This is a genomic window from Nocardioides sp. CFH 31398 (assembly GCF_022436705.1).
In the GTDB taxonomy this organism is placed as follows: Bacteria; Actinomycetota; Actinomycetes; order Propionibacteriales; family Nocardioidaceae; genus Nocardioides.
Map to the genome: position 1 here is coordinate 118,132 of NZ_JAKUHT010000003.1, position 16,141 is coordinate 134,272.

Here is a 16,141-nt window from a genome sequence, read left to right on the forward strand (position 1 = left end):
GATCGACGGAATTCGGACGGCCACCCGCCTCGCAGCCGGGGTCTAGCCCTCCGCGCGGACCAGGGCGAGGCGGTCGATGAGGGTCTCCAGCGTCTCCTCGAACTCCGTCGCCATGTGGTCCTCGCTGAGGGGCTCCGCGAGGGCGGCGACGGTCGGGAAGTCCCCGAGGTCCCCGGGGATGACGGACCCGTCGTCGATGGTGTCGATCGGCCCGAGGTCGGCGCCCCGGCCGGCGACCTCGAGCAGCAGCGTGCCGAGGAGGAACCCGGTGAACGCGCGGTAGGCCTGGACGGCGGCGGACCGGGTGAACCCCTCGGCGATCAACGACGCCAGGAAGATCTCGACCCACCGCAGGTCGCGCAGCGGCGGGCGCAGCCACGGCGCCTCGGGCGGGCGGGAGGCGACGAGGGGGAAGCACTTCGGGTGCTGCAGCGCCACCCGGCGCACGCCGTGGGCGAGGCGCTGCAGGAAGTCCTGCCAGCCGTCCTCCGGCCCGAACCGGACCTCCGGGTCGTCGGCCATCGTCCCCATGATCCGTTCGACGACGGAGTCCAGGACCTCCTCCTTGCCGGGGACGTAGCGGTAGAGCGACATCGCCTCGACGCCGAGCTCGCGACCCAGCCGGCGCATCGAGAGGCCGGGCAGCCCGTTCTCCTCGATGAAGGTGACGGCGGCGGCGACGATCCGGTCCTTGTCGAGCGGCACGCGCGCCGAGGGCAGGTCGTCGCCGGCGATGAGAGCGGCGTCGGGATCGTGGGTGCCCCCGGCACCGGGTGGGCTGTCGGATCCCATGGCGACCTCCTCTGGAGCTCCCAGGATATCGGGGCCGTCCGCGCGGTGGGACAGGATGGTGCCGTGAGCGAGACCCCCGACGAGCGCGCCTGGCGCCGCGACCGGCGGGCCGCCGTACGGCGCCACCACCCGGACGTCGGGGGCGACCCGGTGGCGCTGCAGGCCGCGCTCGCGGAGGTCGACCGGCGCCACGGGCGGGGCGCGGCGTCCACGTCGACCGCGGCGCCGCGGCGCGTCGTCGTCGTGCGCCGCTCGCCGCTGTCGCAGCTCGTCCGGGGCATCCGCGAGGTGCGTCGCCGGATCCCCACGGGCTGGCCCGGGCACCGGACCGGCCGGGACCTCGACTGATCCCTCGACCGGGCCCTCGTCAGGCGTCCGGCGCCGCGATGTCGCGGCCGACGACGGCGGCGACGTGCGCCCGCGCGGGAGGGCCGAGCCGGCGGTGGACGTCGGCGAACAGGCGGTGCGCCTCCTCGCCCGGCCACGCGTCGGGCCGCACCTCGACCGGCAGCCGCGGGTCGAGGAAGGGGAAGTGGCGGAAGGTCGCGACGAGGTCGGTGCGGGCCACGAGCGCCTCGGCGCCCCGGAGGTCGCCGGCGCGGGCCTCGAGGTCGCGGTGCGTGTCGACGAACGCGGCGTACTGCGAGGCGAGGTCGTCGAGGTCCCAGCAGCGACGGGCGAGGTCGCGGTCGTGGTCGAGGCCCCGGGAGCGGCAGCGCAGGACGTCGACCCGGTCGGTGCGTCGTACGGCGTCGAGGCGGTCGACCTCCGCCGTCCGCTCCCCCGGCGCCAGCCAGGTCGAGGTGGTGAGGCTGCCGAACCCGAGCCAGGCGAGCTGCTTGCGGAGCTCGTCGCGCTCGGCGCGCTCGGCCTCGGACAGCTGGTAGATGACCATCGTCCAGTCGCCGTCCCACGACACGGCGGCGGGCGCGAAGATCCGTCGGCGCCCCTCGTCGAGCACGTCGAGCATGTCGCCGCTGAGCGTGTAGACCGTCTCGCGGCCCTCCCGACGCGACGTGAACCAGCCCTCGCGGCGCAGCCGCGACAACGTCACCCGCACCGTCGCCGGCGCGACCCCGAAGTCCCCGAGCAGGCTGGCGAGGTGGCCCAGCCGCACCTCGGCGTCGGTGTAGCGCAGGTAGTCCCCGAACAGGTCCAGGATCAGGGAGCGGGGCGTGACCATCCGTCCATCCTGTCCGACGGCGGCCCCACGACGGTCGGGCGACCTGACCGCCGGCCCCACTACAACCAGCGGGGGGCGGGGTCCTCGCCGGGCAGGGTGCCGCGGCCGGTCGCCCAGGCGGTGGCGTCGGCCAGGGACGCCTTGACGACACGGACGGCGGACGCCGGGTCGCCGACCTCGACGTCGTCCGCGACGACGGCGACCTCGACCGAGTCGCGGCGCGACCACGTGCCGACGACGTCGCGCAGCAGGCGCTCGAGCACCGGGGCGGGGACGTCGTGCACGCGGGCGCCGGAGTCCAGGTCGACGGCGTGGAGCCAGACCTCGCGCATCCGCATCCAGACCGTCTCCGACACCGGCACCTCACGACCCTGGGCGGTCCGGACGGTCACCGACCACCGCTCCGCGGGCAGGTCCCGCCACCGGACGTCGAGATCGATCGCGGCGTGCTCGGCGAGGTTGCGCAGGGCGACCGGGCGCAGCGAGGCGCCGTACGCGATCTCCGCGTCGCGGGCCTCGGGGGAGGCGTACATCGGGTTCTCGACCCCGGTCGCGGCCCACTCGACGAGCCGCGTGAGCGCGCGGGCGTTGTAGCCGACGTGGGCGACGAGCGCCCCCCGGCTCCAGCCCGGCAGGAGACTGGGCCCGGCCAGCCCGCCGTCCGTGACGTGCTGCAGCGCCCGCCGGAAGTACGCCGTGCCGAAGCGCACCGCCGCCAGGTCGGCGACGACCGCGGGGTCGGTGACGAGGTCGTGGCGGGCCGGCATCAGCCGTCCTCGGGGGTGTCCGCCACGCAGCGGTTCCGGAGCTCGCCGAGGCCCTCGACGGCGGTGACGACCTCGGCGCCGGGGCGCAGGTAGCGCTGCGGGTCCCGCGCGTGGCCGACCCCGCCGGGGGTGCCGGTGAGGATGAGGTCGCCGGGACGCAGCGTGATGATCCTCGACGCGTAGGCCACGAGCGCCTCCGGGCCGAAGACGAGGTCCGAGGTGGGGTGGCGCTGCATCGTCTCGCCGTCCACGACGCAGGACACCTCGGGCCCGGGCGACCAGGCGTCGGCGGTGACGAGGGCGGGGCCCACGGGCGTCGAGCGGTCCCACATCTTGCCCTGCAGCCACTCGTTCGTCCGGAACTGCCACGACCGCATCGAGACGTCGTTCGCGACGGTGTAGCCGGCGATGACGTCCGCGGCGTCGGCCTCCGGGACGCGCCGGCAGGTCGTCCCGATGACGACGACGAGCTCGGCCTCCCAGTCGAGGGCCTCCTCCTCGTCGACGGGCAGCGGGAGGTCGTCGTACGGGCCGGCGAGCGTGTCGGCGTACTTCGCGAACAGCGTGGGGTGCTCCGGCAGGTCGCGGCCCATCTCGGTGATGTGGGAGGCGTAGTTCAGCCCCACGCAGAGCACCTTGCTGGGTCGTGTGACCACGGGCGCGAGGTCGAGGTCGCCGGCCTCGTGGCGCGGGCCGTCGGCGTCCTCGGCGCGGTTGCGCCAGTCGGGCGAGGCCAGCAGGGCGCCGACGTCGGGCACGTCGAGGATCTCGGTGGCCGAGCCGTCGTCGTCCTGGCGGGCGGCGACGGTGCCGGCGCCGGTACGCAGCGTGACGAGCCGCATCAGACCTCCTCGACGTGGGTGCGGTCGAGCGACAGCCGCTCGACGATGGGGCCGTCGCCGAACCCGAACAGGTCGACGCCGTCCTCGCTGCTCGTCGCGAACGGCACCCAGGACGGCACGCAGAACAGGTCGCCCTTCTCGACGTGGCGGCGCTCCTGCCCGAGCAGCACCTCCGCGGCGCCGTCGAAGACCTGGAACACCTGCGAGCCCGACGTACGACGGGTGCGGGTCGTCGTGCCCGCCCGGAGGCGGTGGAACTCGGCGCGGATCGTCGGCATGACGTCGCCGCCCGTGGTCGGGTTGGTGAAGCGGACGGCGGCGTGGCCCTGCTCGACCGTGGCCGGGAAACCGGCCTCCTCCAGCTCGAGCTGCTCGGCCAGCGCGGCGTCGGTGTGCTCCCACCGGTAGGCGCCGATCGGCGAGGCCGCGGTGTCCTCCAGCTGCGACAGCGGCCGCAGGCCCGGGTGGCACCAGAGCTTCTCGGAGCGCGAGCGGTCCGGGGTGGAGGAGTCGGTCACCTTCTCCGAGCCGAACTCGAAGAACCCGGTGTCGGTGTAGTGGACGAAGGGGATGTCGAGCCCGTCGATCCACGCCATCGGCTGGTCGGTCTCGTTGTGGTGGCCGTGGAAGTACCAGCCCGGCGTCAGCAGGAAGTCCCCGCGGCGCATCGCGACCGGGTCCCCGTTCACGACGGTCCACACCCCCTCGCCCTCCACGACGAACCGGAAGGCGTTCTGGGTGTGGCGGTGCTCCGGGGCGACCTCGTGCCCGCCGAGGTACTGGATCGCCGCCCACAGCGTCGGCGTCACGTAGGGGCGCCCGCCGAGGCCGGGGTTGGCCAGCGCGATCGCGCGGCGCTCGCCGCCGCGGCCGACCGGGACCAGGTCTCCCGCGCGCTCGGCGAGCGGCAGCAGGGTGTCCCACCGCCACACGTGGGGGACGGCACGCGGCTCGGGCGCCAGCGGCATCAGGCCCTCGCGCTCGGTCCACAGCGGGACGAGGTTCTCGGCGTCGAAGTCCTTGTAGAGGACCTCGATCTGGGCGGCCTCCTCCGGCGTGGGCGGGGGTGCGGTCATGCTGTTGCCGGTCATCTCAGCTCCCTGCGGTGGTGAGGGTCAGGCGCTCGCGGAGCGCCTTCTTGTCGATCTTGCCGACCTTGGTCATGGGCAGCGCCGTCACGAGCTCGAGCCGCTCCGGCCACTTGTACGCCGCGACGCCGGACGCGTCGAAGTGCGCGCGGACCGCCTCCAGCGTGACCTCGTGGCCCGCCTTGGGCACGACGTACACGCACAGCCGCTCGCCGAGCCGCTCGTCGGGCATCGAGACGGCGGCGACCATCTCGGCGGCGTCCATGGCGTACACGAGGGTCTCGACCTCCTCGGCGGAGATCTTCTCGCCGCCCCGGTTGATCATGTCCTTGTCGCGGCCCTGGACGACGAGGTTGCCGTCACTGCGCCGGAGGACGACGTCGCCGGAGGCGTACCAGCCGTCGTCGACGAACGCCCGCGCGTCGGCCGCGGGGGCGCGGTAGTAGCCGCGCGGCGTGTACGGCCCGCGGGTGACGATCGAGCCGGGCTCGCCGTCGGGCAGGTCCGCCCCGAGCGGGTCGAGGATCCGCACCTCGTCGGCCTCGTGCACGGGGCGACCCTGCGTGCGGCAGATCGCCTCCTCCGGGTCGTCGAGGCGGGTGGTGTTGATGAGACCCTCGGCCATGCCGAACACCTGCTGCAGGGTGCAGCCGAGGACCGGGGCGATCCTCGCGGCGTACGCGTCGGGCAGCCGCGATCCGCCGACCTGCAGGACCCGCAGCGTCGACAGGTCGTGGGCGCCGGGGTGCGCCTGGCGGTGATCGACCCACGCCTGGGCGACGGCGGGGACGGCGGCCGACACGGTCACGCCCTCGGCCTCGATCGTGCGCATCGCGCGCTCGGGCTCGGGGCTGGGCAGCATCACGACCCGGCCGCCGACGAGCAGCGTGCCGAGCACGCCGGGGCAGGCCAGCGGGAAGTTGTGGGACGCCGGCAGCGTGCCGAGGTAGACGTCGTCCGGGCCCAGCGCGCACGTCGCGGCGGTGGCCCGGACGTTGCAGGCGTAGTCGTCGTGCGTCCGGGTGATGAGCTTCGGCAGGCCGGTGGTGCCTCCGGAGATGAGGAAGCAGGCGGGCGAGGCCGGGTCGGGGTCCAGGGCGTCGACCCGGGCGCGCAGGTCCGCGGCGTCGGCCCCGGCAGGCGGGGCGAGGAGCGCGGCGAGGTCGTGCGCGCCGCCGGTGGGCTCGCCGAGGACGAGGACGTGGGCGAGGTCCGGCAGGTCGACGGCCAGCTCGTGGGCCAGCCCCTGGTGGTCGAAGCCGCGCAGCACGCCGGGGACGGCGATCGCGCGCGCCTCCGACACCGACGCGAGGTGCTCGAGCTCGTGGCGGCGGTGCGCGGGCAGCGCCATCACGGGGATCACCCCGGAGCGGAAGCACGCGAGGGTGAGGACGACGAACTCCCAGCCGTTCGGCAGCTGCACGAGCAGCCGGTCGTCGGGCTCCAGGCCGAGGTCGCCCAGGCGCAGGGCCGCGGCGTCCGCGCGGGCGGTCAGCTCGCCGTACGTCAGACGGGTGGCGGGCTGCTGCGCGGCGTCGACCACGGCGACCTCGTCGCGGCGGGCGTCCGCTGTCTCCCACAGCAGGTCGCCGAGGGTGCGGTCGAGCCAGTAGCCGGCCGCGCGGTAGCGAGCGGCCACCTCGGGCGGCCACGGCACGACGCCGTCGCGGGTGTGGTGCGGCACGTCAGTCCTCCTGGTCGGTGGGGCGGGTGGTCGCGCGGGTGGTCGGGCGGGTCGTGGTCGGGACGACCAGGGCGTCGAGGGCGACCCAGCCCGCGGCGCCGTCACCGGGGGTGACCCGCAGCGGGTTGATCTCGACCTCCTCGAGCCCGGGGTGGTCGAGCAGCAGCCGTCCGAGGTCGGCCAGCAGGTCCGCGAGCGCGTCCACGTCCACGACGGGGCCGCCGCGGTGGCCCGCGAGCAGGGCACGGGCGCGGAGCCGCCCGGGCAGCGCCGTGAGCTGCGCCCGGGTGGCGGGGACGCCGGCGAGCGCGACGTCGGCGTGCACCTCGGTGGCGACGCCGCCGACCCCGACGAGCACGACGGGTCCGAAGACGGGGTCGCGGCGGGCGCCCACGACGAGGTCGAGCCCGTCCGGTACGAGCTCCTCGACGATGAGGCGCTCGGCACCCAGGGGCCGCACGCGGGCCAGCGCGTCGTCCAGGGTCGCCTCGGTGACGCCGACGACGACGCCGCCGACGTCGGTCTTGTGGGCGACGGCGGGGTCGCAGACCTTGAGCACGGCGGGCCCGCCGAGCGCACGGATCGCGCCGCGGGCGTCGGCCTCGGTCACGACCGCCCGCGCGGGGGTCGGGACGCCGAGGGCGTCGAGGAGGTCCTTCGCGCGGGCCTCGTCCCAGGCGCCGTCCGTCGCCCCGACCCAGCCGGTGCCGGCGACGACGTCGTCGAGGCCGCGGTGGCGGGTGCGGGCGTCGGCGACCAGGCCGACGAGCCCGGACACCAGGCCCCGGGCGCCGACCTGGCAGGCCAGGCCCCGCTTGGCGGCGTCGCGGCGCCCGATGCCGACCTCGTCGGCGGAGCCGTCGAGCCCGACGACGACCGCGGCGTCGCCGAGGTCGGCGGCCGCGACGGAGGCGGGCAGGTCGACCACGGGCTCGGCGAGGGCGTAGACCGCGACCAGGTCGACGCCCGGGTCGGCGGCGACGGCGGTGAGGACCTCGCCGTGGCGGGGACCGGGCCGGCCCGTGTCGACGGGGTTGCCGAGGTGCGTCATCGGCGGCAGCAGGCCGGCGAGCCTGTCGCGGGCGGCGCCGCCCAGCTCCGGGACCCGGACGCCGGCGCCCAGCAGGGCGTCGGTGACGAGCAGCCCGGGGCCTGCCTGGGCGGTGACGAGCCCGACCCCGGGGTCGGGGTGGGGCGTGAGGCGGGTGGCGGCGAGCGTCGAGGCGGCGGCGACGAGCTGCTCCTCGTCGTCCACCACGACGGCGCCGGCCTGCTCGAGCAGCGCGCGGGTGGTGCGCCACGACGTGGCGAGCGCGCCGGTGTGGGACGTCGCGAAGTCACCGAGGTCGTGCTCGCCGACGACGAGCGCCACGACCGGGGTGGTGGCCGTGGTCGTGCGGACGGCGTCCAGCAGGGCGACGCCGTCCGGCACGGTCTCGAGGTGCAGCGCGACCGCCCGGGTGCGGGGGTCCGTGGCCGCGTGGGCGAGGAGGTCGACGGCGTCCACGGACGTCCCGGCGCCCACGCCGACGCCCAGGCTGACGCCCTGCCCGGCCCGCTCGAGGGCGAACATCAGCGCGTGGTTCAGCCCGCCGCTGGCGGCGACCACGGCCACGGCGCCGTCGGCGACGCGGGCGACGCCGGGCACGAAGCTTGCCCGCAGGTCGAGAGCGGGGACGACGAAGCCGGACGTGTTCGGGCCGAGCACCGCCAGGTCGTGCCGGGCGGCCACGCCGGCGAGCCGCGACTGCAGCGCGGCACCGGCCTCGGCGCCCTCGCCGCCGAGCTCGGCGAACCCGCCGGCGCAGACCAGCGCGGCCCGGACGCCGACGGCGGCGCACTCCTCGAGCACGTCGGGGCACGCGGGCGCGGGGACGCAGAGGACGGCCAGGTCGGGCGTCGCGTCGAGGGCGGCGGCCGCGGCGGCGACGTCGGTGTGCATCCCCTCGCCGCCGCGGGCGTTGACCAGCGCGACGGGCCGGTCGTACGACGCCAGCGAGGCGGCCATGGCGCCGCCGAGCTTGGCGTGGTCGCTGGAGGCCCCGACCAGCAGGACGGCGCGGGGGTCGAGGAGCGGGGTCAGGTCCCGGGGCCGCCTCATCGCGTCGCCACCCCGTCGGCCCGGGCCGACAGCAGCAGGGTCTCGAGGGCGGCGTCGTCCGGCGTCTCGTCGGCGGGGGTCACGAGGACCGCGCCGAGCCCGCACCACAGCCGGGCCTCCTCGGCGAGCACGCCGCGCGTGTACGCCGTCCCGCCGGTCACGGCCACGACGCCGGCGGACGGCAGCGCGGCGAGGGCGGCCGGCAGGTCGTCCGCGTCCTCGGGGGCGGTGACGACCGTGGCGGGGACCCGGAGCCCGGAGGTCGCGTCGACCAGGGTCCGGCCGTCGACCACGAGCCGCCGGCCCAGGGCGACCCCGTCCGCCCGCCAGGGCGTCTCGAGGGCCGGGGTCCGGTGGGCGGCGAGCCAGGCGGCACGGACGTCGCGGGCGAGGTCGGGGTCGCGCTGGGCGATCTTGTCGACGCCGATGCTGCGCGAGAAGAAGTGGAAGGCGAACGTCAGCGGGTCGAGGGCGTCGCGGTAGCGCCCGAACCGCTCCCACCACCCGAGGCTCGGCACGGAGGCGTCCTGGATGCGGCCCACCGAGCGCTTCCGCTGCTCGGCGTACGACGCCAGGGCGGCCTCCAGCGCGGCGGCGTCGCCGAGGTCGTCGACGCCGGCGAGCTGCTCCGAGAGCGTCACGGCGTCCTCCATCGCCATCTTCGTGCCGGAGCCGACGGAGAAGTGGGCGGTGTGCACGGCGTCGCCGAGGAGCACCACGGCGCCCGCGGTGTCGACGTGGTGCCACCGGCGCGTGCGACGCGTGCGGAAGCGGCCCCACCGGGAGTTGTTCGCCACGAGCCCGTGGCCGTCGACGTCGTCGGCGAACAGCTTCTCGAGGTAGTGCTGCGTCTCGAGGTCGGAGGGTCCGGGCGGCTGGGTCACGTCGAAGCGGTCCATCCCCGCGCGGCGCCACGTGCCGGGGTCGGTCTCGACGATGAACGTGCCGAGCTCGTCGCTGATCGGGTAGCCGTGCACCGCGAAGTGGCCGTGCTCCGAGGCGCGGTGCAGGAAGGTCAGGCCGTCGAAGCGGTACGTCGTGCCGAACCAGATGAAGTGGGCCGTCGCCTCCTGCACGGAGTGTCCGAGGTCGACGGCGTCGGAGAGCCAGGCGCGGACCGTGGAGCTCGTGCCGTCGGCGCCCACCACCAGGTCGTACGACGCGGCCAGGGCGCCGACGTCCGGCACGGGGGTCGAGAAGCGGAGCTCCGCGCCGGCGCGCTCGGCGTTCTCCTGCAGCAGGCGCAGCAGGGTGCGCCGGTGGATGGCGGCCATGCCGTTGCCCGAGAACCCGTGGCGGACGGTCCCCTCGGGGTGGTCGTCCGTCGCCTGCCGGACCTCGATCCGGTCCCAGTGCTCGCCGTGGTCGCGCAGGCCGTCGCGCAGGACCGGGTCGGCGGCGTCGATGGCCTTGAGGGTGGCGTCGGAGAAGACGACACCGAAGCCGAAGGCGTCGTCGCGGCCGTTGCGCTCGAGGACGGTGACGTCGAGGTCCGGGCGGCGGGTGCGGAGCAGCGCCGCGAGGAACAACCCCCCGGGTCCGCCCCCGACGATCGCGATGCGGCGGGGCATGGCCTCACCGTAGGCCAGCCGGAAGCCCAACTGCAACAGACTGACGGTGGCCGTTCAGATGATGTTGCACTAAGGTCGGCGGCAGCGCCGGTCGACCCCCGCACCCGCCCCACCCGAGGAGAGAGAGCCCATGTCCCACACCTTCGTCCTCATGCACGGCGCCTGGCACGGCGGCTGGGGGTACAACCCCGTCGCCGCCCACCTCCGCGCCGCCGGTCACACCGTCGCCCTGCAGCCGACCGCGCCCGGTCTCGGGGACGACGACCCACGCGGCGTCGGCCTGGCCGACGTCGTCGACCACCTGGTCGGGGTCGTCGAGCGCGCCGACCTGCACGACGTCGTCCTCGTCGGCCACTCGTGGGGCGGCATGGTCCTGACCGCGGCCGCGCCGCGGCTGCGCGACAGGCTCTCCCGGCTCGTCTACTTCTCGGCGTTCGTGCCCGAGGCCGGGGAGTCGCTCTACGACCTCGTGCCGCCGGACTACCAGGGCCTCTTCGACCAGCTCGCGGGCGCGTCGGACGACAACACCGTCGCCATGCCGCTCGAGGTCTGGCAGGGCGGGTTCATGCAGGACGCCTCACCACACGAGCAGGTGCTGGCCCACTCGCTGATGAAGCCGCACCCCTACGCCACCTTCACCGACGCGGTCGGCTCCGGCCCCGGCGACCTCGGCGTGCCCACGTCGTACGTCATCTCGCCGGACGACATCGCCCTCCCGCCGGGACCGTTCGGCTGGGCGCCCCGGTTCCCGGACCGCCTGCCCGACACCCGCGTCGTCGAGACCGTCGGCAGCCACGAGTCGCTCTTCACCGCTCCCGCCGCGATCGCGGGGGCGCTGGTCGAGGCCGCCGACTGACGGTCGTCACCACCGTCGGTGCGCCGAGCGCCCGACTCAGACGTGGTCGGCGGCGAGGTTCTGCAGGCGCACGCTGCCCCGGGAGACGACGCGGTCGCCCTGGGTGGTGACGACGTCCCAGACCTGCTGGAGGCGGCCCCGGTGGACCGGGGTCGCCACGGAGGTCAGGGCACCGTCCCTGGTGGCCCGCAGGAAGTCCGTGGTGTTCGAGACGCCCACCACCTGGCCGTCCTCGCCCAGCCACGTCGCGGCACCGATGCTCGCCAGCGTCTCGACGACGCTGCAGTGCACGCCGCCGTGGACGATCCCGTACGGCTGGTGCAGCGCCGGCCGCGCCTCCCAGGTGCACGCCACGCGGTCGCCCGACGCCTCCGTCAGCTCGAGGCCGAGGAACTCGGCGAAGGGTCCCAGCATCCCGCTCATCGGCCCGGTCGTCCCAGTCATGCCGGCCATCCTCCCCCGCGCCCCGCCGTCCCGGGTCGGGCAGGTCACGACACGTCACTACATGTGACAGAAGCCTTGACGAACGCGCTACTTGTGTAGAACCTTTCGGGCCACCCCCTCGCATGACCTACGTCACACCCGCCTCACACCCGCCTCACACCCGCCTCACACCCAGCCTCGGCCCCAGACTCGGACCCAGCCCCAGGAGCTCCTCGTGCGCACACGTCGCCTCGCCCCGGCCGCCCTCCTCTCCACCGCCGCCCTCGCCCTCGCCGGCTGCGGCGGCGGCTCGCTCTCCGAGGACTCGGGGGGCGGCGGCGACGACAGCGTCACCGTCGGCCTCGTGCTCCCCGCCTCCGGCGTCTACGAGCCGCTCGGCGTCGACATGACCCGCGGCTGGGAGCTCTACCTCGAGCAGAACGACGGCCAGCTGGGCGGTCGCGACGTCGAGGTGGTCACCGCCGACGAGGGCGAGGGCCCGGACGTCGGCGTCCCCGCGACGACCCGCGTCATCACCCAGGACCAGGCCGACGTCGTCGTCGGCATCGTGAACTCCGCCACCGCGCTCGGCGTCAAGGAGGGGCTCGCCTCCTCCGAGGTGCCGCTCATCGTCGCCAACGCGGGCGCCGACGACCTCGCCGACGGCGGCGAGTGGGTGTGGCGGACGTCGTTCACCAACGGCGGCATCGCCGCCTCGCTCGGCGAGCAGGTGGCCGAGGACGTCGGCGACGAGCCCGTCTACCTCATGGCCTCCGACTACGCCGCGGGCGAGGAGTCCATCGCGGGCTTCCGCGAGGCGTTCGAGGCCGCCGGCGGCACCGTCGCGGGCGAGTCCCTCACCCCGTTCGGCACCACCTCCGACTACCAGCCGTTCCTCACCCGGGCGCAGAACTCCGACGCGGGCGCGATCTACGCCTTCTACGCCGGGGCGGAGGCCGTGAGCTTCGTGCAGCAGTACCGCGAGTTCGGCGCAGCCGAGGACCTCCCCCTCTACGGCCCCGGCTTCCTCACCGAGGGTGGCGTGCTCGAGGCGCAGGGCGACGCGGCCGAGGGCGTGCAGACCGCGATGCACTACTCGAACCTGCTCGACACGCCCGAGAACACCGAGTTCGTGGACGCCTACGTCGAGGCCTACGACGCCCAGCCGACGACGTACGCCGTGCAGGCCTACGACGCCGCCGCCGCGCTCGACGCCGCGCTGGAGGTCTCCGACGGGACCAGCGGCGCGGACATCGCCGCCGCGCTCGGCGAGGTCGGCGAGTTCTCCGACAGCCCCCGCGGCCCCTGGAGCTTCGACGAGGAGCACAACCCCGAGCAGACCTACTTCCTGCGCGAGGTCGAGATGGTCGACGGCGCCCCGGGCAACGTCGTCCAGGGCGAGCTGAACTGACCCCCGCCCCGGGCCCCGGCCCGGCGGGACCCCGCAGACCGAGCAGAGGAGAACCCCACCCATGGGCTGGCTCGACGCCAACCTGATCAGCGTGCTCAACGGCTTCGCGCTGGCGGCACTGCTGTTCCTCATCGCCGTGGGGCTGTCCCTGGTGTTCGGCACCATGGACGTGCTCAACCTGGCCCACGGCAGCCTGTCGCTGATCGGGGCCTACCTCGGGGTCGCGCTGGTCGACGAGGACGCCTCCCTCGGCGTCTTCGTGCTCGCCGCGCTGCTGGCGGCGGCGGTCGGCGCCGCGCTGGGGGCCGCCCTGGCCGCCATGACCAGTGCGATCAACGACCACCTGCGGCAGGCGCTGCTCACGCTCGGGGTCGCCCTCATCGCGGCCGACGTGCTGCGCGAGCTGTTCGGCTCCGACCCCGAGCGGGTCTCGGCGCCGGCGGCGCTCGCCGGGTCGGTCGACGTCCTCGGGCGGCCCTACCCCGTCTACCGCCTGTCGGTCGTCGCGGTCGCCGTCGTGATCGGGCTCGTCCTCTACGTCGTGCTGGAGCGGACGCAGGCCGGCGCGATCGTCCGCGCCACCGTCGCCGACCGCGGGATGGTCGAGGCCATCGGCATCCGCTCCCAGGTCGTGCTGCTCGGCGTCTTCGGCGTCGGCGCCGCCCTGGCCACCCTCGGCGGGCTGCTCGCCGGGCCGGTGCTCGGCGCCCGGCCGGGTCTCGACTCCACCGTGCTGCTGCTCGCGCTGGTGGTCGTGGTGGTCGGGGGGCTCGGCTCGGTCCGCGGGGCCCTGCTCGGCGCGCTGCTGGTCGGCCAGGTGCAGACCCTCGGGGTCAGCCTGCTGCCCGGCCAGGCGTCGTACCTGCTGTTCGGGGCGATGGCGCTCGTGCTGCTGCTGCGTCCGCGGGGCCTGCTGCCCTCGCCCTACGCCCACGCGGGGGGCCACGCATGAGGCGCGCGCTCGCCCCCGGCCTCGTCGGCGCGGTCGTCGTCGTGCTCGTCGCGCTGCCGCTGTTCCTCACGCCGTACCCGATCTCGCTGGTGACCCGGATCCTCGCCTTCGGCCTGCTCGTCGTCTCCGTCGACCTGCTCACCGGCGTCACGGGGCTGCCGTCGCTGGGACAGATCGCCTACTTCGGCGTCGGCGCCTACACGGCCGGCATGGTCGGGGTGCACGTCACCGACAACCTCGTCGTGCAGCTCGCGGCCGGGGTCGCGCTGGCCGCGCTCTTCGCGCTCGTCACGGGCGCGTTCGTCGTCCGGACCTCCGGGATCGTGTTCCTCATGGTCACCCTCGCGGTGGGCGAGCTGACCCACCGTCTCGCCGACGGCCTGGACGCCGTCGGCGGCAGCAACGGCCTGGCGGGCATCCCGCCCGGCACCGTCCTGCCGGGTGGGGAGCCGCTGCTCATCGCCGGGTTCGTCTACTGGTGGGTGCTCGCGGTGTTCCTGCTCGGGATGGCGGTCGCCCTGGTGGTGTCCCGCTCCCCGCTCGGCAGGGCGATGCGCGGCGTCCGCGAGGCCGAGGGCCGTCTCCCCGCGCTGGGGCAGCGGACCTACGCCGTCAAGCTCGCCGCGTTCGTCGTCGCGGGCGCCGTCGCCGGCGCGGCCGGCACCGCGTGGACGGCGCAGAACCGGTTCGTCTCCCCCGGCGACCTCGCCTTCTCCGTCTCCGCGATCGCGCTGCTGAGCGTCGTCCTCGGCGGGGCCGGGACGCTCTGGGGCCCGCTGCTCGGCGCGGCCGTCGTCATCGTCGTCCGCGACGAGCTCGCGGCGTACGTCGCGGGGTACGGCGAGCTGCTGCTCGGCATCCTGTTCGTCGTGGCCGTCTACGCGCTCCCCCGCGGCATCGCCGGCTCGAGGCTGCGGCGGGTCCCGTCGGTGAGGCCCGCATGACGGCGCTCCTGGAGGTCGAGGGCCTGACGCTGCGCTACGGCGCCGTCACCGCCGTCGACGACGTCACCCTCACCGTCGCCGAGGGATCCCGGCACGCGCTGATCGGCCCGAACGGCGCCGGCAAGTCGAGCCTGTTCTCCGTGCTCGCGGGGGCCACGAGGGCCACCGCCGGGACCGTCCGCTTCGGCGGCGACGACATCACGTCGTCCGACGAGGTCGCCCGCGCCCGCGCCGGGCTGGTGCGGACCTACCAGCACTCCAGCCTGTTCCTGCGCCTGTCGGTGCTCGACAACGTGAGGCTGGCGGTCGAGCGGCGGAGCGGCCGCCCGCTGCGGCCGTGGCCCTCCCCGCGCGCCGACCGCCGTGTCACCGCCGCCGCCGACGACCGTCTCGCGCAGGTCGGCCTCGCGGACCGCCGCCGTGAGCCCGTCTCGTCGCTGTCGCACGGCGAGCGCCGCCAGCTCGAGGTCGCCCTCGTGCTCGCCTGCGAGCCGCGGCTCGTGCTGTTCGACGAGCCCACCGCCGGGATGTCGGCCGCGGAGACCACCCGCTTCCTCGAGCTCGTCGAGGGTCTTCCCCGCGACATCACCACGGTGGTCGTCGAGCACGACCTCGACGTCGTCTTCCGCCTCGCCGACCGCATCAGCGTCCTGGCCGCCGGGAGGCTGATCGCCGACGGCAGCCCCGAGGAGGTCCGCGCCGACCCGGCCGTCAACGAGGCCTACCTCGGCGTCGCCGACGGCCGCGAGGCGCTGTTCACCGACTCCCCCGAGGCAGGTCGCCCATGACCACCACCCCCGTGATGACCGTCCGCGGTCTCGTCTCCGGGTACGACGGCAGCCGCGTCGTCGACGAGGTCGACCTCGTCGTCGCCGCCGGCGAGACCGTCGCCCTGCTCGGCCGCAACGGCGTCGGCAAGACCACCCTGCTGGAGACCGTGATGGGCCTCGTCCGCCCGGTCGCCGGGCAGGTCCTGGTCGGCGTCGCGCAGGCGGACGTCGCCGGCCGCAAGCCCCACGTCGTGGCCCGGGCCGGGGTCGCGATCGTCCCCCAGGGCCGCCGCGTCTTCGCTCCGCTGACCGTCGAGGAGAACCTCCGCGTCGCCGCCCGCAGGCGCAAGGGCCGCACCCCCGGCGAGGGGGTCCGCACCTGGACCGTCGACGACGTCTACACCCTCATGCCGAGGCTGGCCGAGCGTCGCACGAACCTGGGGCGGCAGCTGTCCGGCGGCGAGCAGCAGATGCTGGCCATCGGCCGCGCCCTCCTCGGCTCCCCCGACCTGCTGCTGCTCGACGAGCCCTCCGACGGCCTCGCCCCCGCCGTCGTGGAGACCGTCGGCGAGGTGCTGCGCGACCTGGCGTCGTCCGGCATGGCGCTGCTGGTCGTCGAGCAGGACCTCCGCCTCGCGTTCTCCGTCGCCGACCGCGTCCTCGTCATGAACAAGGGCCGCATCGTCCACGAGTCCACCACCGCCGAGTTCCGCTCCGACGGCGTCCGCGCCCGCTCCCTGCTGGGCATCGGCTAGCC

General features: G+C 75.2%; 16 protein-coding genes. 7 read left to right on the forward strand and 9 right to left on the reverse strand.

The features are described from left to right. Window positions 1-42: 42 nt before the first annotated feature. Window positions 43-792 (reverse strand): TetR/AcrR family transcriptional regulator, encoded by a 750-nt coding sequence (locus MJ876_RS02885; RefSeq protein WP_240234551.1) that lies wholly within the window; start codon window positions 790-792, stop codon window positions 43-45. Between the two features lie 63 nt (window positions 793-855). On the opposite strand from MJ876_RS02885, the gene MJ876_RS02890 reads away from it, so the two are divergent. Next, a complete protein-coding gene (locus MJ876_RS02890; protein ID WP_240234552.1) occupies window positions 856-1,140 on the forward strand; it encodes a hypothetical protein in 285 nt (94 codons plus the stop codon). Between the two features lie 19 nt (window positions 1,141-1,159). On the opposite strand, the gene MJ876_RS02895 is transcribed toward MJ876_RS02890, so the two are convergent. From MJ876_RS02895 to MJ876_RS02925, 7 genes are read right to left on the reverse strand one after another with little or no spacing between them, the layout of a single operon-like run. Continuing rightward, window positions 1,160-1,975, reverse strand: a complete 816-nt coding sequence (locus MJ876_RS02895; protein ID WP_240234554.1) for a PaaX family transcriptional regulator C-terminal domain-containing protein — start codon at window positions 1,973-1,975, stop codon at window positions 1,160-1,162. Window positions 1,976-2,034: 59 nt separating this feature from the next. Beyond that, window positions 2,035-2,742: a maleylpyruvate isomerase family mycothiol-dependent enzyme gene (locus MJ876_RS02900; RefSeq protein WP_240234555.1), complete on the reverse strand. Its 708-nt coding sequence runs from the start codon at window positions 2,740-2,742 to the stop codon at window positions 2,035-2,037. After that, entirely contained in the window at window positions 2,742-3,584 is an 843-nt protein-coding gene (locus MJ876_RS02905; protein WP_240234556.1) for a fumarylacetoacetate hydrolase family protein, read from the reverse strand. The genes MJ876_RS02900 and MJ876_RS02905 overlap by 1 nt, the downstream gene beginning before the upstream one ends. Next, window positions 3,584-4,675, reverse strand: coding sequence for a cupin domain-containing protein (locus tag MJ876_RS02910; RefSeq protein WP_240234558.1), 1,092 nt, complete (start codon window positions 4,673-4,675; stop codon window positions 3,584-3,586). The genes MJ876_RS02905 and MJ876_RS02910 overlap by 1 nt, the downstream gene beginning before the upstream one ends. Before the next feature lies 1 nt (window position 4,676). After that, window positions 4,677-6,356, reverse strand: coding sequence for a (2,3-dihydroxybenzoyl)adenylate synthase (locus tag MJ876_RS02915; RefSeq protein WP_240234559.1), 1,680 nt, complete (start codon window positions 6,354-6,356; stop codon window positions 4,677-4,679). 1 nt (window position 6,357) lies between these two features. After that, the gene (locus MJ876_RS02920) at window positions 6,358-8,457 is read right to left on the reverse strand and encodes an acetate--CoA ligase family protein (RefSeq protein WP_240234560.1); all 2,100 of its coding nucleotides are present in this window, start codon (window positions 8,455-8,457) and stop codon (window positions 6,358-6,360) included. Continuing rightward, a complete protein-coding gene (locus MJ876_RS02925; RefSeq protein ID WP_240234562.1) occupies window positions 8,454-10,028 on the reverse strand; it encodes an FAD-dependent monooxygenase in 1,575 nt (524 codons plus the stop codon). Before MJ876_RS02925 ends, MJ876_RS02920 begins: the two co-directional genes overlap by 4 nt. Before the next feature lie 130 nt (window positions 10,029-10,158). Here MJ876_RS02925 and MJ876_RS02930 point away from each other — a divergent pair, with 130 nt between their 5' ends. Further along, window positions 10,159-10,884 (forward strand): alpha/beta fold hydrolase, encoded by a 726-nt coding sequence (locus tag MJ876_RS02930; RefSeq protein ID WP_240234563.1) that lies wholly within the window; start codon window positions 10,159-10,161, stop codon window positions 10,882-10,884. 36 nt (window positions 10,885-10,920) lie between these two features. Here the strand turns inward: MJ876_RS02930 and MJ876_RS02935 are convergent, their stop codons facing one another. Next, a complete protein-coding gene (locus tag MJ876_RS02935) occupies window positions 10,921-11,328 on the reverse strand; it encodes a PaaI family thioesterase (protein WP_240234564.1) in 408 nt (135 codons plus the stop codon). 214 nt (window positions 11,329-11,542) lie between these two features. On the opposite strand from MJ876_RS02935, the gene MJ876_RS02940 reads away from it, so the two are divergent. The 5 genes from MJ876_RS02940 (at window position 11,543) to MJ876_RS02960 (ending at window position 16,139) form a co-directional block, all read left to right on the forward strand. Beyond that, window positions 11,543-12,718, forward strand: coding sequence for an ABC transporter substrate-binding protein (locus MJ876_RS02940; protein WP_240234565.1), 1,176 nt, complete (start codon window positions 11,543-11,545; stop codon window positions 12,716-12,718). Window positions 12,719-12,779: 61 nt separating this feature from the next. Beyond that, window positions 12,780-13,670 carry a branched-chain amino acid ABC transporter permease gene (locus MJ876_RS02945; protein ID WP_240234566.1) on the forward strand — a complete coding sequence of 297 codons (891 nt, stop codon included), beginning with the start codon at window positions 12,780-12,782 and terminating at the stop codon, window positions 13,668-13,670. Further along, a complete protein-coding gene (locus MJ876_RS02950; RefSeq protein WP_240234567.1) occupies window positions 13,667-14,614 on the forward strand; it encodes a branched-chain amino acid ABC transporter permease in 948 nt (315 codons plus the stop codon). The genes MJ876_RS02945 and MJ876_RS02950 overlap by 4 nt, the downstream gene beginning before the upstream one ends. Further along, entirely contained in the window at window positions 14,611-15,402 is a 792-nt protein-coding gene (locus tag MJ876_RS02955) for an ABC transporter ATP-binding protein (RefSeq protein ID WP_240234568.1), read from the forward strand. Before MJ876_RS02950 ends, MJ876_RS02955 begins: the two co-directional genes overlap by 4 nt. Next, on the forward strand, window positions 15,399-16,139 hold the full coding sequence (locus MJ876_RS02960) for an ABC transporter ATP-binding protein (RefSeq protein ID WP_240234571.1): 741 nt from the start codon (window positions 15,399-15,401) through the stop codon (window positions 16,137-16,139). Before MJ876_RS02955 ends, MJ876_RS02960 begins: the two co-directional genes overlap by 4 nt. Window positions 16,140-16,141 lie beyond the last annotated feature (2 nt).

Coding starts and splice junctions, on each gene's coding strand:
- MJ876_RS02885 (WP_240234551.1), bottom strand. CDS start 792: ATGGGATCCGACAGCCCACCCGGTGCCGGGGGCACCCACGATCCCGAC.
- MJ876_RS02895 (WP_240234554.1), bottom strand. CDS start 1,975: ATGGTCACGCCCCGCTCCCTGATCCTGGACCTGTTCGGGGACTACCTG.
- MJ876_RS02900 (WP_240234555.1), bottom strand. CDS start 2,742: ATGCCGGCCCGCCACGACCTCGTCACCGACCCCGCGGTCGTCGCCGAC.
- MJ876_RS02905 (WP_240234556.1), bottom strand. CDS start 3,584: ATGCGGCTCGTCACGCTGCGTACCGGCGCCGGCACCGTCGCCGCCCGC.
- MJ876_RS02910 (WP_240234558.1), bottom strand. CDS start 4,675: ATGACCGGCAACAGCATGACCGCACCCCCGCCCACGCCGGAGGAGGCC.
- MJ876_RS02920 (WP_240234560.1), bottom strand. CDS start 8,457: ATGAGGCGGCCCCGGGACCTGACCCCGCTCCTCGACCCCCGCGCCGTC.
- MJ876_RS02925 (WP_240234562.1), bottom strand. CDS start 10,028: ATGCCCCGCCGCATCGCGATCGTCGGGGGCGGACCCGGGGGGTTGTTC.
- MJ876_RS02930 (WP_240234563.1), top strand. CDS start 10,159: ATGTCCCACACCTTCGTCCTCATGCACGGCGCCTGGCACGGCGGCTGG.
- MJ876_RS02935 (WP_240234564.1), bottom strand. CDS start 11,328: ATGACTGGGACGACCGGGCCGATGAGCGGGATGCTGGGACCCTTCGCC.
- MJ876_RS02945 (WP_240234566.1), top strand. CDS start 12,780: ATGGGCTGGCTCGACGCCAACCTGATCAGCGTGCTCAACGGCTTCGCG.
- MJ876_RS02950 (WP_240234567.1), top strand. CDS start 13,667: ATGAGGCGCGCGCTCGCCCCCGGCCTCGTCGGCGCGGTCGTCGTCGTG.
- MJ876_RS02955 (WP_240234568.1), top strand. CDS start 14,611: ATGACGGCGCTCCTGGAGGTCGAGGGCCTGACGCTGCGCTACGGCGCC.
- MJ876_RS02960 (WP_240234571.1), top strand. CDS start 15,399: ATGACCACCACCCCCGTGATGACCGTCCGCGGTCTCGTCTCCGGGTAC.